Source organism: Edaphobacter sp. 4G125 (assembly GCF_014274685.1).
Lineage (GTDB): Bacteria > Acidobacteriota > Terriglobia > Terriglobales > Acidobacteriaceae > Edaphobacter.
Map to the genome: position 1 here is coordinate 739326 of NZ_CP060393.1, position 15403 is coordinate 754728.

Annotated in this window: 17 protein-coding genes; 11 read left to right on the plus strand and 6 right to left on the minus strand. The window is 57.0% G+C overall.

Annotated features, from left to right (window positions below; all coding sequences use genetic code 11):
- Nucleotides 1-3: 3 nt before the first annotated feature.
- Together H7846_RS03060 and H7846_RS03065 are read right to left on the minus strand one after the other, a co-directional pair.
- Nucleotides 4-432 carry a hypothetical protein gene (locus H7846_RS03060; protein WP_186695071.1) on the minus strand — a complete coding sequence of 143 codons (429 nt, stop codon included), beginning with the start codon at nt 430-432 and terminating at the stop codon, nt 4-6.
- Nucleotides 433-468: 36 nt separating this feature from the next.
- A complete protein-coding gene (locus H7846_RS03065) occupies nt 469-807 on the minus strand; it encodes a winged helix-turn-helix transcriptional regulator (protein WP_186695072.1) in 339 nt (112 codons plus the stop codon).
- A 105-nt stretch (nt 808-912) separates the two neighbouring features.
- On the opposite strand from H7846_RS03065, the gene H7846_RS03070 reads away from it, so the two are divergent.
- The 4 genes from H7846_RS03070 (at nt 913) to H7846_RS03085 (ending at nt 4456) form a co-directional block, all read left to right on the plus strand.
- Nucleotides 913-1362, plus strand: a complete 450-nt coding sequence (locus tag H7846_RS03070; RefSeq protein WP_186695073.1) for an anthrone oxygenase family protein — start codon at nt 913-915, stop codon at nt 1360-1362.
- A 24-nt stretch (nt 1363-1386) separates the two neighbouring features.
- Nucleotides 1387-2457, plus strand: coding sequence for a metal-dependent hydrolase (locus H7846_RS03075; RefSeq protein ID WP_186695074.1), 1071 nt, complete (start codon nt 1387-1389; stop codon nt 2455-2457).
- 63 nt (nt 2458-2520) lie between these two features.
- Entirely contained in the window at nt 2521-3072 is a 552-nt protein-coding gene (locus H7846_RS03080; RefSeq protein WP_186695075.1) for a DUF6580 family putative transport protein, read from the plus strand.
- Nucleotides 3073-3601: 529 nt separating this feature from the next.
- The gene (locus tag H7846_RS03085; RefSeq protein WP_186695076.1) at nt 3602-4456 is read left to right on the plus strand and encodes a hypothetical protein; all 855 of its coding nucleotides are present in this window, start codon (nt 3602-3604) and stop codon (nt 4454-4456) included.
- Between the two features lie 163 nt (nt 4457-4619).
- Here H7846_RS03085 and H7846_RS03090 read toward each other — a convergent pair whose 3' ends face one another.
- Both H7846_RS03090 and H7846_RS03095 read right to left on the minus strand, forming a co-directional pair.
- The gene (locus tag H7846_RS03090) at nt 4620-5282 is read right to left on the minus strand and encodes a YqaA family protein (RefSeq protein ID WP_186695077.1); all 663 of its coding nucleotides are present in this window, start codon (nt 5280-5282) and stop codon (nt 4620-4622) included.
- A gap of 9 nt (nt 5283-5291) precedes the next feature.
- A complete protein-coding gene (locus H7846_RS03095; protein ID WP_186695078.1) occupies nt 5292-5813 on the minus strand; it encodes a MogA/MoaB family molybdenum cofactor biosynthesis protein in 522 nt (173 codons plus the stop codon).
- A 296-nt stretch (nt 5814-6109) separates the two neighbouring features.
- On the opposite strand from H7846_RS03095, the gene H7846_RS03100 reads away from it, so the two are divergent.
- Genes H7846_RS03100 through hscB form a run of 4 tightly spaced genes read left to right on the plus strand, consistent with a single transcriptional unit; the run spans nt 6110 to nt 8895 of the window.
- Nucleotides 6110-7165 carry a TonB family protein gene (locus tag H7846_RS03100; protein WP_186695079.1) on the plus strand — a complete coding sequence of 352 codons (1056 nt, stop codon included), beginning with the start codon at nt 6110-6112 and terminating at the stop codon, nt 7163-7165.
- 9 nt (nt 7166-7174) lie between these two features.
- Entirely contained in the window at nt 7175-7342 is a 168-nt protein-coding gene (locus H7846_RS03105; protein ID WP_186695080.1) for a hypothetical protein, read from the plus strand.
- Nucleotides 7324-8280 (plus strand): tRNA (adenosine(37)-N6)-dimethylallyltransferase MiaA, encoded by a 957-nt coding sequence (miaA, locus tag H7846_RS03110; protein ID WP_186695081.1) that lies wholly within the window; start codon nt 7324-7326, stop codon nt 8278-8280. The genes H7846_RS03105 and miaA overlap by 19 nt, the downstream gene beginning before the upstream one ends.
- Before the next feature lie 6 nt (nt 8281-8286).
- Nucleotides 8287-8895: a Fe-S protein assembly co-chaperone HscB gene (gene hscB, locus H7846_RS03115; protein WP_186695082.1), complete on the plus strand. Its 609-nt coding sequence runs from the start codon at nt 8287-8289 to the stop codon at nt 8893-8895.
- A 48-nt stretch (nt 8896-8943) separates the two neighbouring features.
- On the opposite strand, the gene H7846_RS03120 is transcribed toward hscB, so the two are convergent.
- Nucleotides 8944-10680 carry a rhamnogalacturonidase gene (locus H7846_RS03120; RefSeq protein WP_186695083.1) on the minus strand — a complete coding sequence of 579 codons (1737 nt, stop codon included), beginning with the start codon at nt 10678-10680 and terminating at the stop codon, nt 8944-8946.
- Between the two features lie 89 nt (nt 10681-10769).
- A complete protein-coding gene (locus H7846_RS03125; protein ID WP_186695084.1) occupies nt 10770-11708 on the minus strand; it encodes a hypothetical protein in 939 nt (312 codons plus the stop codon).
- A gap of 88 nt (nt 11709-11796) precedes the next feature.
- On the opposite strand from H7846_RS03125, the gene H7846_RS03130 reads away from it, so the two are divergent.
- The 3 genes from H7846_RS03130 (at nt 11797) to H7846_RS03140 (ending at nt 15388) form a co-directional block, all read left to right on the plus strand.
- A complete protein-coding gene (locus H7846_RS03130; protein ID WP_186695085.1) occupies nt 11797-12408 on the plus strand; it encodes a hypothetical protein in 612 nt (203 codons plus the stop codon).
- Between the two features lie 80 nt (nt 12409-12488).
- Complete coding sequence (locus H7846_RS03135; RefSeq protein ID WP_255460817.1) at nt 12489-14837, plus strand: S9 family peptidase; 2349 nt, start codon at nt 12489-12491, stop codon at nt 14835-14837.
- Nucleotides 14837-15388 (plus strand): regulatory protein RecX, encoded by a 552-nt coding sequence (locus H7846_RS03140; RefSeq protein ID WP_186695086.1) that lies wholly within the window; start codon nt 14837-14839, stop codon nt 15386-15388. The genes H7846_RS03135 and H7846_RS03140 overlap by 1 nt, the downstream gene beginning before the upstream one ends.
- Nucleotides 15389-15403 lie beyond the last annotated feature (15 nt).

Consider the following 15403-nt stretch of genomic DNA (forward strand, 5'->3'; position numbering starts at 1 on the left):
AGACTAATCCAGTGCCTTCAGCGTAGGCTCAACCCAGTGCATACGCGCCTCAGTCGAACCCGGTAGATCGAAGTCATAGTACTCGCGAAAGATATCGCGTTGTGGGCCGAATCGCTCTACGGCCAATGCCGCAAACTTCGCTCGGTGCATCGATGCGCTCTCGCGAAGGAGATGGTCCAGAAGGCGAATCCACATCACGGTGATGGTCTCGTGGTATCCGCTGGTCGACGTATTCTTTCCGCCGACCGACTCGTTGTACTGCCGTACGCAGGAACGCATCTTCGCAATCGCGGCCTCTCGGCCGAGTGTATGCACATAACAAGCGCCCGTCAGAAGATGCGCCGCGTGGGTCCACTCTGCTTTGGGCAGGGTGCATCCTTCGAACGCCGCAAGAAAGGCGTCGATCTCTGTTTCAGAAGAAGGCAGAGGCATCTATCCAGCATAGCGAAAACAGATTTACTGCTGGATTTATTGCGCATGCGTTTCGAGACGGGCCAGATGAACACGTCCCCAGGCGCAGATCTGTTCCAATACCGGAAGCAGGGTCATGCCGTAATCAGAGATGGAATAGAGCACGTGGCGTCCGCCCTGTTCTTCGGTCCGCACCAGGATGCCATCGCGTACCAGCTCCTGTAGGTGCCGGATCAGCATCCGCTCCGTGATCTGAGGAATGCTTCGTCCTAGCTCGGCGGTGCGCATCGGTCCATCCAGGAGTCGCCAAAGGATAGTGCCCTTCCAGCGGCCATCGATCACCGAGAGCATGGCATCGATCGGGCACGGAGAGATCTCTTTTTTGGATACCGGCATCTGTTCCTATCCCTTCTACAGACAAATTTGTCAGCCTGTCTTTATGCGTCATCTTGCACAGGCCGCGACTCTCAAGAGAGAACACATTCCAGGAGGCTTGATGTTATGCATCTTCTCGACATCTTCACTATTGTCTTCGCCGGATTGCTGGCCGGCAACGAGCTGACCGTATCGCTCTTTATCAATCCCGTGATGCGAAAGCTGGACGCAACCGCCCAGACGCGCGCCCAGAGCCTCTTTGCGGGCCTGCTGGGCTGGGTGATGCCATTCTGGTATATCCTCTGCCTCGTTCTCTTCGCGGCAGAGACCTTTGTTCATCGCGGTCGAGCAGTATTTTCCCTTTTGTTGGCGGCGACGATTCTCTGGGTCTTCATCATCGTCATGTCGATCTTTGCATTGGTTCCCATCGCTAAGCGCATTGCTGCGCTCAGAGAAGACGCTCCGCTTGAGAGATGGCTTCCAGAGAGCACGCGGTGGGAGCGCCTGCATCGTGTACGCATCGCCTTAGTGCTGGTTTCGTGGATTCTGGTGATCTACTCCCTGCTAGTTTCCTAGCCGCCGCGATATGCTGGAATCCTCATGGACCCTGTCACGCACTTTATGACCGGCGCTGTTCTCTCCCGTGCCGGATTCAATCGGAAGGCTGCATATGCAACGCTGGCCATGACGCTCGCCGCCGAAGCTCCCGATCTGGATGTCCTCTGGGGGGGCAAAGGACCGGTTGCAGCATTTGAGCATCATCGTGGGTGGACCCACACGCTGGTGGGTATTCCCTTTGAAGCCGCGGTCGTGGTGGGCGTCATCTGGGGCGGCCACAGGCTACTTCGGCGATGGCGTTCGTCGCGTGGGGCCGCTGTCGGGCGGGCATCGAACCTTGCGCCTGTTCGCTGGGGGCTGCTATACCTCTTTTCCGTTATCGCTCTGCTTTCGCACATTCTGCTCGACTGGACCAACAACTATGGTGTGCGTCTGTTCTTCCCCTTCAATCCGCGTTGGTATGCAGGTTCATTCGTCTTCATCATCGAACCAGTCATCCTTCTTCTTCTGCTGATTGCACTGGTGGCTCCGGCGCTATTCGGACTGGTCAGTAGTGAGGTGGGGGTTCGTCGCAGACCTTATCGGGGACGAGGATGGGCGATCGCAGCTCTTGTCGGCATCGTCGCGTTCTGGGGTTGGCGAGTCATCGAGCGCCAGAAGGCCATCGAACTGACCCGTGAAGCTACTACCGATCCAATCGTGCGGATTACGGCCGATCCTTATCCCATCAATCCGTTCCTCTGGCAGACATTGGTTGAGACGCCTCTCATGTATCAGGTCTCGACGGTCAACCTGTTCAACGGTGAGATTCGCTCCTCGCCCGAGGCCGATGTCTTCCGTAAGCCACCCACGACGCTTTCCACCCTCGTGGCCAAGCGAAGCTGGTTTGGCCGGATCTATCTGGATTGGTCGCAGTATCCGTTGGTGAACGATATGGGGGCCGATTCCGATGGCATGACGACGGTCCTCTTCCGCGATCTTCGCTTCGTCTACAACACGCCCATCTTTGGCCGCGACCTTGACCGCAGGCAGACACCTCTCTCCGGGACGGTGATCGTCAACGACGATCGTAGGGTCGAACGCATGGAGATGGATGGAAAGGTCCAGCAGTAGCTTTTGTGAGCAGCTATACGCATCTGGGCCTTCGCTCGGCTAAAATGAGAGACCGAGGTTTTTATGAGCGCCTACTTTGCACTTTTCATCGCCATCCTGAGCCGGATTCTGCCCCATATGTTCCTGACCACCAGCGTGGGCTTTACCGCTGTCGGTGGTGGACTGCTCTATTTTGGTGCGCGGCGCGGTCGCTGGCATACCGTAGCTGCGGTGCTTGCGCTGATGGTGACGGACTACTACCTCACCACCTCTGTCTATAACTACCCCTTCCATGTCAGCGCATATCTCGCCACATGGGTGTGGTATGCGGCGGTGATCCTGCTTGGCCACCAGGCGCTGGCTGGCAAGTCGACGTTCCTCCGCGTCGCCGGAGCAGTGTTGGCAACCTCGACCTCATTCTTCCTACTGAGCAACTTTGCAGTCTGGGCAGGTAGCATGATGTATCCACACACAGCGGCTGGACTCGGCGCCTGCTACGTTGCAGGAATTCCGTTCTATGCCAATGACCTGATGTCGACCGCGATCACGGCAGGTGCGTTCTTTGGACTTCCTGCCCTGGCCCGCGATATCGCTGCCACGGTTCGTGAAGGACTTCATAGCCAGCGACCAGCGTAATCTTCTAGAGAGATTAATGGGGGCTGTGGCGATTGCCACAGCCCTTTGTTCTTGGAGGAAGTCGGTCATGTCCCCCCCCCCCCCCCATTTTGGCGCAAAGTATTCTATCGATTTGACTTAGCCCTGGACTTCTATGCCAAAGGTTCTCTCGATCGGTGCATAAGAAAAGCTCCGAATCATCCGGAGCCTATTTCTAAGGACCTGCTACTTCTGCTTAATTCTTTCTATTTCTATTGTAGCGAATGCAGACGGGACAATTTGCAGTTGAGATCTATTTCGAAATGAGTAACTTAGCCCGATTTTGGGCTTGACAAGGGTTTCGTCCTGGGAACCTCTCGAATGACACGAGTGGGGAGAAGCAAAGGTTGTCTCGTCGGCCAGCAAGAATTTCTGGCGGTCGGGAATTTTCTGCCCGAGGTCTCATGACTTCATAAACTGGAACCCACAGACAGCCAATGACTTGCAGTTTCAGTAACTTGGAACCGAACGTGCTTTTTGCCATGGAAGGAAGCGTCTCTGGAGGCACGTCATGGAAGATTCCCTTATGACTGGGGCTGCGCCGATTGCGAAGCGCGTGGCCCCTTATATCGTTGCATTGGTTATCGCGGGAACAGGCATTGGCTACGCGGTACATGAGCACCACAGCGCGCAGAGTTTGGCAGCACAAGCGCAAACCCTGGAAGCACAGAATAGTCAGGTAACCGCCCAACTCAGCGCCACGAAGGGCCAGATGGATGCGCTTACCGCAAAGGTAAATGCGCTTGCCGTAAGCAACGAAGCAAAGGCTGCACCTTCCGTCGCGGCAACGACCGGCCGTCCTCGTGCAGCTCATACTGCCAGTGCCCAGGACGTCCGCTTCAAAAAGCTGCAATCGCAGCTCGATGCCCAAGGCAAGGAGATCGAGGATACCCGCAATAATCTGGCCAGCACGAGCACGGAGCTGACCGGATCGATTGCGCGCACCCATGATGAGCTTGTCGTGCTGGAGAAGAAGGGCGAGCGCAATTACTCTGAGTTTGATCTCCAGAAATCCAAGCAGTTCCAGCGCGAAGGCCCGCTTAGCATCAGCCTAAGAAAGGCGAACACCAAGCACCAGTATGCCGATCTGCAGTTAATGGTGGACGATCGCAACCTGTCTCAGAAGCATGTCAATCTCTACCAGCCCGTGATGTTCTATCAGCCCGACAGCCAGCGCCCAGTTGAGATCATTATCAATAGCATCACCAAGGATCATGTCCACGGATATGTCAGCTCGCCAAAGTATTTGCAGTCGGATCTGACTGCGATGGCCAATGGAGGCAATAACTCTGCGCCAGCCACGAACCAGGCTGCGAACTCGAACGCGCAGCCTTCATCCCGGCAAAGACTCCCTCTGCCCCGATAGTGCACTAATCGTCAGTAGTGAAGAACTGTCTCCTAGCGGCGGCAGACTGGTGTTCGGGGCAATGAAAAGCCTCAGTTTTTACTGAGGCTTTTCATTGCTCTTCTGTTCACATCGTGAGTGCAGTGGTATCTGAGCGATGTTTCTGTTCGACTCTCTTGAGGCCTTAGTCGGGAATATCGTTTTCTTCTTCGATTGGAAGCGGGACGCCTTTACGCCGGTCGAAGATCTTGCGGGTGACCCAGATGGCAATCAGGCCGACCATGATGCCGGCGACGATCAGGACATATCCCAGGTGATCGTGCATGGCCGCGCTGATCGTGCTGACGATCTTGGGGCCGTACAGGATGGTGATGATGCCCCAGACCATGAAGCGGAGGAACTTGCCAAGCAGGATGGCACAGAAGAACCAGACGGTCTTCATTTCGAAGACACCGGCGGCGAACTCGAAGAGCTTAACCGGCATCGGCGGAGGCATCATGGCCGGAATCATGATGGCCAGGAATTCTTGGCGTTCGAAGCGGTCGCGAAGCTCCTCATAACGTTGGCGGTTGATCCGCTTGAGCAGGAAGAGCTCCCCTCCGGCTCGTCCCAGGAAGAAAGGCAACAAACTGCCGATGGCAGAACCCAGTGCTGCCATAAAGCAGTAAAGAACAACGCGAGCATGGTCGTGGGCGATGTAGTCGATGACCAGCGCATCGATCGGCATCGGGATTGCGGCGGAATCGATGATTGAGATCGCACCGATGCCCCAGGCGCCGAATGGGGCCATGGCTGCCAGCATGGCAGCGTTCCACTTATGAAAGAGAGCAACCGGGGAGATCTTCACGGGATTCTTCTATTTTACCTGTGATGCCTGGGTATGGTCGTGCGCGGTCCGTCCATTGAGGAGATCGAGCGCATGAGGCAGCAGCGGCAGGATGGCTTCGAGAGAGCTCTGCGCTCCGGCAGGACTTCCCGGGAGATTGACGATCAGGGTGCTGCCTCGCGTACCGCAAACGGCACGGCTTAGAGCTGCCAAAGGAGTCTGTTTGGCTCCCTCGGCCCGCATCCGCTCTGCCAGCCCTTCAATAATGCGGTCGCAGACCAGGCGGGTGGCCTCCGGAGTCACATCGCGGGCTGTAAGCCCCGTGCCTCCCGTCGTGACGATCAGGTTGGCTCCTTCCGCAGCTTTTTGCAGGGCTTTGGAGATGGTTTCGACTTCATCCGGTACGATCCCCCGTTCGATGGCTGCAATTCCGGCCCGTTCCAGCAAATCGAGGACAGCAGGGCCGGAGAGATCTTTCTGAGTGCCTTGAAAGCATCGGTCACTGACGGTGAGAACCAGCGCCTTCGTCTCCGGGGAGAATCCTGTGCTCATCCAGCCAGTCTAGGGCAATTCCCCTGTCATTGTAATGTCCTGAAGCATTCGCAAATGCCGTTTTTCGTGAGGAAAAACGGCGTGAACGGTCTATCTTCCGCTCTCCCCCTACAGGGAAATTGCCATAACGAAATCCTTTGAAATCTTTTGATATCTCAAGGCAGAAGGGCTGTAGGGAGTTTGTAAATAATGAGAAAATAATAGAGAGAACCGTCTGGCCCCGTGGGAGGCCGGGGAAGCATCTGTTTGAGTAACAGAAACTTTAGCGTTCACCAGCCGTCTGACCAGATAACCCGATGCCATCTCTCGAGACCCCGCCCAACGCCGCTCCGCCGACTCCTCCGACCCGGGTGCGGACGAACCGCTATGGTGACCTCGAAGAGCATGAGCTGATTCATCTTCTGGATGCGCTGGATGACGAACGCGCCCGCGCGCGGTTCCGTGAAGCTGTCTACATCTCGATCATTATCTGGCTGGCGATTGGGTGGTTCGTCCTCTATGGCCCGCAGGTGATCTTCCATCAACCGAGACTCATCAATCCGGTGGATGTCCTGAAGGAGCGCGACAAGCAGCTCACTTATCTGGATATGCCGAAGGACATCAGTAAGCAGGTTCCGAAGAAGCCGAGCAACGTCATCAGCGACAAGGACCGCGTCCAGCAGACCACGAAACCGACCATCGATCGCAAGACGCTGGAACAATTGCAAGCGATGCGTAAGGCTGGATCTCCCGGAGCGACAACAGCTCCTCCTGCTCCCGTACCGCAGCCGCAGCCGCAACAACAGGTCCAGCAACAGCCTCAACCTCCAGCACCGCAGCCTCTGCCGCAGCATCCTCCGCAGCAGGCTGTTGTGGAAGCTCCAAAGCCGGCTCCGACGCGACCTGACTTCGGTCGCCAGAGCATGTCTGCAGGAGACGCGATTCGTCAGGCTGCACAGCAGGCAGCTCAGGACCGTGGCCAGGGAGGGAACTATGGTGCAGGCATTCCAGTCGAGCATCAGGGCCTGAACACTGGTGTCGACATCCTGTCCGATACGATGGGGGTCGACTTCAACCCCTATCTCCGTCGCATCCTGCGACAGATCTATAACACCTGGCTTCCGCTGATTCCCGAGGAGGCCCGGCCGCCGCTGAACAAGTCGGGCGAGACGCTGATCCGCTTCTCGATCCTTCCCGACGGCCGCATCGGTTCGATGCATCTCGATGGTTCGACACAGGACCAAGCGCTGGACCGTGCTGCCTGGGGCTCAATCACCGGAGTCGGTCAGTTTCCTCCGTTGCCGAAGGAGTTCCGCGGCCCGAACCTTGAGTTGCGGATTCACTACCTCGTCAATAAGAGACCAGCGGAGTAGCCCCGTCCGATGGCCGCACCGTTCTCCCGCATGAAGGATTATACGGAGCGACTCCAACTGGAGCGTCGCCGTCAGGTTCGTGGACTCGTGTTGCTGGCCTTTGGCGTTCTCTTGTTCAGCATCCTGCGTGCCGGGGTACATCATGTCTTTCCCGCAGGATGGTGGAGGCTGTGGTGAAGCAGGCAGACGTACCCATGATTGTGGTGGCTGGCCCCACGGCAAGCGGGAAAACCAGCCTGGCGATCCGGCTGGCGGAACGGTTCGGAGGCGAGATTATTTCCTGCGACTCCGTCGCGGTGTATCGCGAGATGGAGATCGGTACGGCGAAGCCCAGCTTTGAAGAACGGGCCTTGGTGCCGCATCACATGATTGATATTGCGCGTCCTGATGAGCAGGTGACGGCGGGGGATTACAGTCGTTTGGCGCGTGAGGCGCTCCGCAGCATCACTGAGCGTGGAAAACTTCCAATCGTGGCTGGCGGGACCGGGCTATATCTCCGCGCATTGATCGATGGATTATTTCCCGCTCCTACTGCAAGGCCGGAGTTGCGAGAGCGCTTGCGCGAACGAGTAGAAAAACGTGGCGCGGCGTATCTGCATCGGATGCTTAAGCGGTTGGATGCAGAGGCTGCAGAGGCAATTCATCCCAATGATGTCCCGAAGGTGATTCGTGCGATTGAGGTCTCGTTGAGCGAGGCCCCGATGACGGAGCAGTGGAAACGCGGACGCGATCAGCTTACGGGCTATCGCATTCTTCGTCTGGGGCTTAATCCTCCACGACCGCTGCTGTATGAACGGATCAATCAGCGCGCCGCTGCGATGTTCGATCGTGGATTGATCGAAGAGACCTCACGCCTGATCGAGCGTTATGGTCGCGAATGTCGCGCACTGGGTTCGTTGGGATACGCTCAAGCCGCTGCCGTGCTGACCGATGAGATCAGCCGCGAAGAGGCCGTGGCGCAGGCGCAGCAGGGACATCGGAACTATGCCAAGCGCCAGATGACGTGGTTTCGCCGCGATGAGGAGATGCACTGGCTTGCTGGCACGGGAAGTGACGATTCGATTGCTGGTGAAGCTGTGCGCCTGGTGGAGAGCTTCCTGATGTCTGAAGGATAATGAAGTATGAACTACTTTGAGGTGTTTTCTCTTCCTGAGAAGCTGACCGTCGATACCGCCGCACTGGAGAAGCAATTTTATTCGCTGAGTCGCAAGCTGCATCCAGATCGCTTCGCCTCGCGCCCGGCGGCAGAGCAGGAAGAGGCGTTGCGCCAATCCTCGTTGCTGAACGATGCTTATCGCGCGCTCAAAGACCCAATTCTGCGGACACAGTATCTGCTCAAGTTGCAGGGCATCGAACTGGAGGAGCAGTCGAAGGCTGCGACCGATGCAGCGCGACAGAGTGGTGGCGAAAAGAAGCAGGTCGTTCCTCCTGAATTGCTGGAAGAAGTTTTCGAGTTGAACATGCAGTTGCAGGAGATGCGCATGGCCAAGCAGATGGGCGAAGATGAGCCTGAGTTACGCCGCGATCTACTGACAGCTAAGGACACCTTTGATGCGCGCATGTTGGAGACTCAGGCTGAGCTTGAGAATCTGTGGGCGCGATGGGACAAGGCTGTTGATGCAGGCGATCAGGCGCAGAAGACCTCTACGCTGGGTGCGATGGTGGCGCTGCTCAATAAGAGAAGCTATCTCCGGAATCTGGTTCGCGATGTGAATGAGGCATTGGAGTAAAAGCAAAGGCGCTTATCTCCGGAGATAAGCGCCTTTGCTTTACTTTGGCTAGAGTGTCTGATCATCAGCAGTTGCCAGTTGCGTATCTTTCGCGGCGCGGCTGAGGGCGATACGAAGATCGGTAACCTTGTGGAGTGCGAAGGCCGCAGGGGTTGTGGGAGCAGTAACGGCAATGAAATCGGCGCGATTGATCCCGTCGAGATAAAAGCTGGGGCGCGCGTCGGGGGTGCCTGGAGCAACTTCGACGTGGCTCATCTCCAGACGGTCGATATGACGTAGAAAGAAGCCCTGCGACGGTGTCGTGTGCCCGAACATGCCAGGATCGGGATAGGCATTTTCTTTTTCAGGCATGACAATTTTTGCATCGTCCGCAGTTCCTGCGCCCTGATGTTGGATATAGACGTTAGAGATTTTGACATCCTGAATAGCGTGGCCTGGGATTCCGCTGAGGATGGATGAGATGTGGGAGCCGGTGTTATAGCTGACGAGATTATCGACCATGATGCGTTGTAGTGTGCCGACCTGCGTGCTCTCTTTTGGACCGCGCAGGCGAGCGCCAAGTCGGAAGAACAATGGCGCGCTGACGACATCGCGCATGGTGATGTTCGAGATGGCGATGTCCTCGCAGAGCGCTCCGTCTTCGCTCTCGAGTGCCAGTCCCATGCAGCTGTCGAAGACGCAGTTTGAGATGGTGATGTTTTTGAAGCCGCCGTTGGATTCTGTTCCGCACTTGATGCGGCCGTTCCGTGCGACGCGAGGGGCATCGGCGGGAATCTTCTTATAGGTTCCATCGAGCATCGCCCCAAGTTGGTACGAACCGGCGACGTAGCAGTTCGTAATCGTCATGTTTTCGGTAGCGCGAGAGTAGCCGAGTGCGTAGCTGGATTTTGGACAGATGCCGTCGTCCCAGGGCGAGTTGACGTAGCAGTTGGAGGCGCGGACGTTGCGGCAGCAATCGATATCGATGCCGTCACGGTCGGTATCGATGGTGATGTTATCGATGGTCAGGTTGTCGACGCCGGTGAGCAGAAAGCCGAAGTGTCCTCCCTTAAGGATGGAGAAGTCGCGGAAGATAACGTTGCGGCAGTTTTTGAGCGCGATGGTTTTGTTGCCGACTCCGGGCTGTTCGGCCTGATACATGGGATAGTCACCGCGAGACGGCCGGGATGGAGGTGGCGTTGGGGTTCCCGACAGGCGTTCTGGGCCGAAGCCAGTGGTCTTCGGTGCTCCGGGAGGACGACCGGGTCCTGCACCGAAGCTGAGCCCTTTGCCGTAAATCAGGCCGGGGCCAGTGATAGAAATGTCTTGAAGATCGATGCCCCAGAGAAGAGAGTTCTTCCAGTGATTGTGACCATAGTCCTGGTAGGGGTCCCAGGCGGTGTTAGGTTCGGCGGTATCGTAAGTGCCACCGTTATAGCCAGTGGTCTGTCCAGGGAGCGGGGAAGCCGCCGCCTCGATGATACAGCCCTGGGAGAGGAAGAGCGAGACGTGGCTCTTGAGCCGGATGGAGAAAGAGAGCCAGGTTCCAGCCGGGAAGAAGACGGTGCCTCCACCAACTGCGGCTGCTGCCTCAATGGCCTTATTGATTGCGGGCGAATCGACGGTTTTTCCATCACCGACAGCTCCAAAGGAGCGGATGTCGAAGATGGCCCCTGCCGGAAAAGCTGCAGAGGATCGAGGAGCAGCGTGGACGGACGGCACGGCAGTAGCGGCTGCTGCGGCAGCCGCTACTGCCGTGCCACCAAGCTTCAACAGGTCGCGGCGGGCAGAGTTGATGGAGTTCATGCGCAGCCATGCTACCAGAGAATTGGTACGACCAAAAATATTCTTGACGTCGGATAAATCTCTCTTAGCCGGCGAACGTGGGGCAAAACCTACTTTGGCGCGGTAGCTGGTTGGGCCTTGTCCTTACCATTCTGGTTGTTCTGGTCATCCGGAGCGCGATTGTTGGTGATGTCCTCGCCGTTGTAGATGATGCGGCTGGTGGCGCGGAATTGCTTGTAGTCGGTGTAGCGAACGATGTTGCGCATGTGCACGTCCTGCCGCATGTTGCCGTTTGCCGCCGGGAAGTGCAGGACTCCTTCAGCCTTGGTGTAAGTAGGAAACCAGTATTTTCCGTCGATCTGCTCGTAGTAGGTGGTGAAGGGCGGCTGCAAGTCCTCGTGGCCTCTGCGTGTGTCCTGCGGAACCGTCTGGCCGTTGATGAGGACTATCTGGAAGTCCTGCTGGTCGACCCAGACCTTGCCCTGGAAGTAGTGTTTGCCTTTTTCGAGAGTCCTGGGGCCAGCCTCGAAGACGTAGGTGTCTAGCTCATCGACGCGCTGGCGGCCCAGATACTTGATGTCGTACTGGGGCATCTCTTCGGCGGTGAGGACGAAGGGAAGACGGTGCTGGATCTCGTCGAAGTCAACAGGCGACATCATGACGCGTTCGAGCGTGGTTTGTGGGGCGAAGACGACATGCTCTTCGCGACGACCCTGTTTGTCGAAGGTGATGTCGGTGACCTGGTAGTACTCGCCGTCGGGTTTGCCAGTGTCGTCCGAGATGGTCTGGATCTTTACGGTCTGGCGAAAGATGTAGTTGTCGCGGGCGCGGTTGAAGGCCGATTCGCGTTCCCCAAACTTCTTGATGATCTCGTCGACGGTGATGTTCGAGGGGGGCGCAGGATCGAGAGGTCCGAACCCTTCCTCTTCCGCAGCGTGCACTGTTGCGTTCCACTTTGGGACAAACCTGAAGGCGGACGGAAAGATTGCCGATCCGGAGACAAGAGACGCTGCGAGAATGCTGGCGAAGAGGGGCGAAGCGAGCTTCATCGAATTCGGTGCTCCAGTGCGAGGAGAGTTGGTCGAGTCGACAGGGTTCCCCTCAACAGAATAGACGCTTCAGGCGGAGGTTTGGTTGATGCTCACGGAATGGCAAGAAATATATGGTCTTGTTCTGCTGGGTTTTGCTGGTTTGTTATGGACTGCCTGGCGTCATTGGATGGCGGCCCAGACGGAGCGCGTACGAGAGCGTCGCGGACGGGAGGAGATCGAAGCCTATCTGCGGTTGGATACCAGGATGAATGGCGAGGAGGACCTTCCGGAGCTGGCGCGTCGGGTCTGCGCAGTGGTGGCGTCGCGCAGTCCGTTCTGGCGGGTGGCGATGCTGTCCAGTGATTCTGCGGGTCGGTATCGGCTGATGGCGAGTGAAGGCATGGACTCTGCGATACGGGCCGTAGCCGAGAGTTGGAGCAACCAGGAATGGAGAGGCGTGCCGGTCGGAGCCAATAGCATGGTGGTTTCCCTGGATGAGACGCTGCGCGCCATTGTGGTTCCAGTTGGAAGGCAGGCAGCACTCCTCGTCTGTGCTGAAAGTATCCTGCAAATTCCTCGTCGCATGGCTGAGGAGTCGGTAATCGGGCTGGAGGCTCTGGCTGTGAAGTTGCGACGAGAGATGGAAGGCTTCGAAACCAGAGTTCCCGAAGCGCAGTATTCGGTGGTGGGTTGTCTCCAGGAACGGACCTGCGCGTAGGTGGATACCAGTTTGAAATCCTGCCCGACATAGAACGCATGAAACGATCGTTATAGACTGACGCGGGAGTTATCTCGCTTATGAAGATGTTGGGATATGTGCTGGCAGGATTTATGGCCAGCGGAGTCGCCGCCGCCCAGGTTGCCGCAGTTAAAAATTCTTCGGCGAGTATCGCCACAGAACAGGATGCAGCAGCAGGCGCTGGGCGAAGGCCAATGACCTTTGCTGATCTGCAACGAATGAAACGATTGGGCGATCCGCAAATCTCCCCTTCAGGCAAATGGGTGATGTTCTCTGCTGTCGATGTTGATCTTGCCGCGAACACCAAGGTCTCGCATCTCTGGGTGGTTCCTCTGGCGGGTGGGCGAGAGCAACAGTTGACGTTCTGGAAAGAGGGCGAGAGCGAAGGCCGCTTCTCCCCGGACGGAAAACATGTTGCGTTTATTTCAGTGGACGGTGGCACGTCTGCGCAGATCTATCTTGCCGATTGGAATGAGGCCGAAGGCAAACTGGGAACTCCGCGGCAGCTGACCCATGTAAGCACCGAGGCGGATGGGCCGGTCTGGTCGCCGGACTCGCAACGGATTTTGTTTGTTTCGCGAGTGTATCCGGAGTGCAGCGAAGAGGAGTCATGGCTTGACGAAGAAAACTGCAATAAACGCCGTGATGAGGCAACGGCGAAGAATCCCGTAAAGGCGATGACCTTCGACCATCTTCTGTATCGGCATTGGGACTCCTATATTGGTCCGAAGCGAAGCCACGTACTCGTGGTGAATGCAACGGATGGAAATGGTGTGCGCGATCTTACACCGAAGCGATGGATCGGAGATGCAGAGGCGCCGGTATTCTCGTTGGGCGGGCCTGTAGGGTATGCATGGGCTCCTGATTCGCATGAGATCGCCTTTGTCACCAATCTGGATGCGGTGCCAGCGGCAAGTACGAACAACGATGTCTTTACGCTGCGGCTGGATGAAGCCGGTGTGCGGCCGATAAAGATCTCGATCTCACCGGGGAGCGACGACGCTCCAGCGTATTCACCGGATGGGAGCTGGCTGGCGTTCCGCTCGCAGGCTCGCGCAGGATATGAGAGCGATCGTTTTCGGTTGATGGTGTATGACCGGAGCAAGCCAGCGGGTCAGCCAGAAAGCGAATCGACAAGTCAGAAGGTGAGCGAACCAGCGCGACCAGTAAGTCAGCGAGGCAGGCTGTCGACGGTGCGACGCGCGGTCGAGGCGACTGAGATGAAGGGGCCGTTGCGGGAGCTGCTGCCGAAGCTCGATCTCTGGGTGGATGAGTTTACGTGGGCTCCCGACTCGAAGACGATCTACTTCGTCAGCGAGGAGATGGGCGAGGCCAATGTGCTCTCGGTGCAGGTGGACCTGCCAGAAGCAACGGCGATTGCGAACAAGGCGGAGTATGGCGATCTGAAGGTCTCCCCCGATGGTCGGACGATTGTAACTTCGATGATGACGGTGCGGAGTCCAGCGGCGATCTCGGCGATTCCGTTGGATACGGAGGGTCACGGCGGCGCTCCGGTGGTGCGACTGACACATATGAACGATGCTGTGCTGAGCCAGCTCGATCTGCCACGCATGGAAAGCTTCATGTTCCCGGGCGCGGAGAGCACGGCGGTACAAGGTTTTCTGCTGCGCCCGCCAGGATTCGATGCGACGAAGAAGTATCCCATGAAGTTTCTGATTCATGGTGGCCCACAAGGGGCTTGGGGAGATGCGTGGAGCTATCGTTGGAACCCAGAACTGATGGCTGCAAGCGGATACGTGGTGGTGATGATCAACCCTCGTGGTTCGACGGGCTACGGGCAGTCCTTTATTGATGGAGTGAATGGCGATTGGGGAGGTAAACCATACATCGACCTGATGAAGGGATTGGACTATGTCGAACAGCACTATAGCTTCGTCGATAAGACGCGGGAGTGCGCGCTGGGCGGCAGCTACGGCGGCTACATGGCCAACTGGATTCTGACTCACACGAATCGTTTTGCCTGCATCGTGACGCACGACGGCATGTTCAATCCGCAAAGCGCCTACGGCACAACCGAAGAACTATGGTTCAACGAGTGGGAGTTCCGCGCGCCGGGAGATAAAGAACCTGGACAGCCGTGGCGATATTCTGATCGACCCGTGGCCAACGATCCCTTCCGCAAATGGTCACCGCTGCTTTCTATTAAGAATGCGAAGACTCCGACGCTGGTGATTCATGGTCAGAAGGATTACCGTCTGGATGTAAGCGAGGGTTTCCAGCTCTTTACTGCGCTGCAGCGGTTGAATGTGCCTTCACGGATGCTCTATTTCCCGGATGAGGGCCACTGGGTGCTGAAACCCAAAAACTCGCAACGGTGGTACGAAGAGGTTGGCGAGTGGTGCGACCGTTGGACGAGGTCCAACACATACTCCAGCGCGGTGCAGTAATGGCGTTCTCACGATCAAAGAAGAAAAAAGAACCGCTCAACGAGGCGGAGTTGCTTGAGTATGCGGTCAATGCGCTGGCTCGCAAGATGCGAACTGTACGCGACCTGAAGCGATTGATGCGGACTCGTGTCGAAGAGGGCGAGGCCGGTGAACGCCTGATGGATCGCGTGGTCACTCGGTTGAAGGAGCTGAATTACCTTAGCGATACTCGCTTCGCTGCGGACTACACGCGACTGCGTAAAGAGAATGAGAAGTTCGGTCAAAGACGTGTCCGGCAGGACCTTGTGCAGAAGGGAGTGCATAAAGACTTGATTGCCTCGACACTGGCCACCGCCTATGAAGACGTCGACGAGGTTGAGCTGGCCCGGGCATATATCGCACGCAAGCGTATGAAGCGCCCTGAAGGAGAGGATGCGAAAAAACAAGCAGCACGTGTGATGGGAAGGCTGATGCGCGCGGGATTCTCCCCTGGAACGATCTATAAAGTGTTGCGTTCATGGGAGATCGATGTGGATGAGATCGATGAGCCGGTGATGGACGAAGAAGCCTGATCGATATATTACCTG

What these genes read in the sequence shown, in the direction of transcription:
- H7846_RS03140 (WP_186695086.1), top strand. Translation starts at nt 14,837, where the DNA reads ATGGCGTTCTCACGATCAAAGAAGAAAAAAGAACCGCTCAACGAGGCG.
- H7846_RS03120 (WP_186695083.1), bottom strand. Translation starts at nt 10,680, where the DNA reads ATGAACTCCATCAACTCTGCCCGCCGCGACCTGTTGAAGCTTGGTGGC.
- H7846_RS03135 (WP_255460817.1), top strand. Translation starts at nt 12,489, where the DNA reads ATGAAGATGTTGGGATATGTGCTGGCAGGATTTATGGCCAGCGGAGTC.
- miaA (WP_186695081.1), top strand. Translation starts at nt 7,324, where the DNA reads ATGGTGGAGGCTGTGGTGAAGCAGGCAGACGTACCCATGATTGTGGTG.
- H7846_RS03095 (WP_186695078.1), bottom strand. Translation starts at nt 5,813, where the DNA reads ATGAGCACAGGATTCTCCCCGGAGACGAAGGCGCTGGTTCTCACCGTC.
- H7846_RS03060 (WP_186695071.1), bottom strand. Translation starts at nt 432, where the DNA reads ATGCCTCTGCCTTCTTCTGAAACAGAGATCGACGCCTTTCTTGCGGCG.
- H7846_RS03085 (WP_186695076.1), top strand. Translation starts at nt 3,602, where the DNA reads ATGGAAGATTCCCTTATGACTGGGGCTGCGCCGATTGCGAAGCGCGTG.
- H7846_RS03070 (WP_186695073.1), top strand. Translation starts at nt 913, where the DNA reads ATGCATCTTCTCGACATCTTCACTATTGTCTTCGCCGGATTGCTGGCC.
- H7846_RS03075 (WP_186695074.1), top strand. Translation starts at nt 1,387, where the DNA reads ATGGACCCTGTCACGCACTTTATGACCGGCGCTGTTCTCTCCCGTGCC.
- H7846_RS03100 (WP_186695079.1), top strand. Translation starts at nt 6,110, where the DNA reads ATGCCATCTCTCGAGACCCCGCCCAACGCCGCTCCGCCGACTCCTCCG.
- H7846_RS03065 (WP_186695072.1), bottom strand. Translation starts at nt 807, where the DNA reads ATGCCGGTATCCAAAAAAGAGATCTCTCCGTGCCCGATCGATGCCATG.
- H7846_RS03105 (WP_186695080.1), top strand. Translation starts at nt 7,175, where the DNA reads ATGGCCGCACCGTTCTCCCGCATGAAGGATTATACGGAGCGACTCCAA.
- H7846_RS03080 (WP_186695075.1), top strand. Translation starts at nt 2,521, where the DNA reads ATGAGCGCCTACTTTGCACTTTTCATCGCCATCCTGAGCCGGATTCTG.
- H7846_RS03125 (WP_186695084.1), bottom strand. Translation starts at nt 11,708, where the DNA reads ATGAAGCTCGCTTCGCCCCTCTTCGCCAGCATTCTCGCAGCGTCTCTT.
- H7846_RS03130 (WP_186695085.1), top strand. Translation starts at nt 11,797, where the DNA reads ATGCTCACGGAATGGCAAGAAATATATGGTCTTGTTCTGCTGGGTTTT.
- hscB (WP_186695082.1), top strand. Translation starts at nt 8,287, where the DNA reads ATGAACTACTTTGAGGTGTTTTCTCTTCCTGAGAAGCTGACCGTCGAT.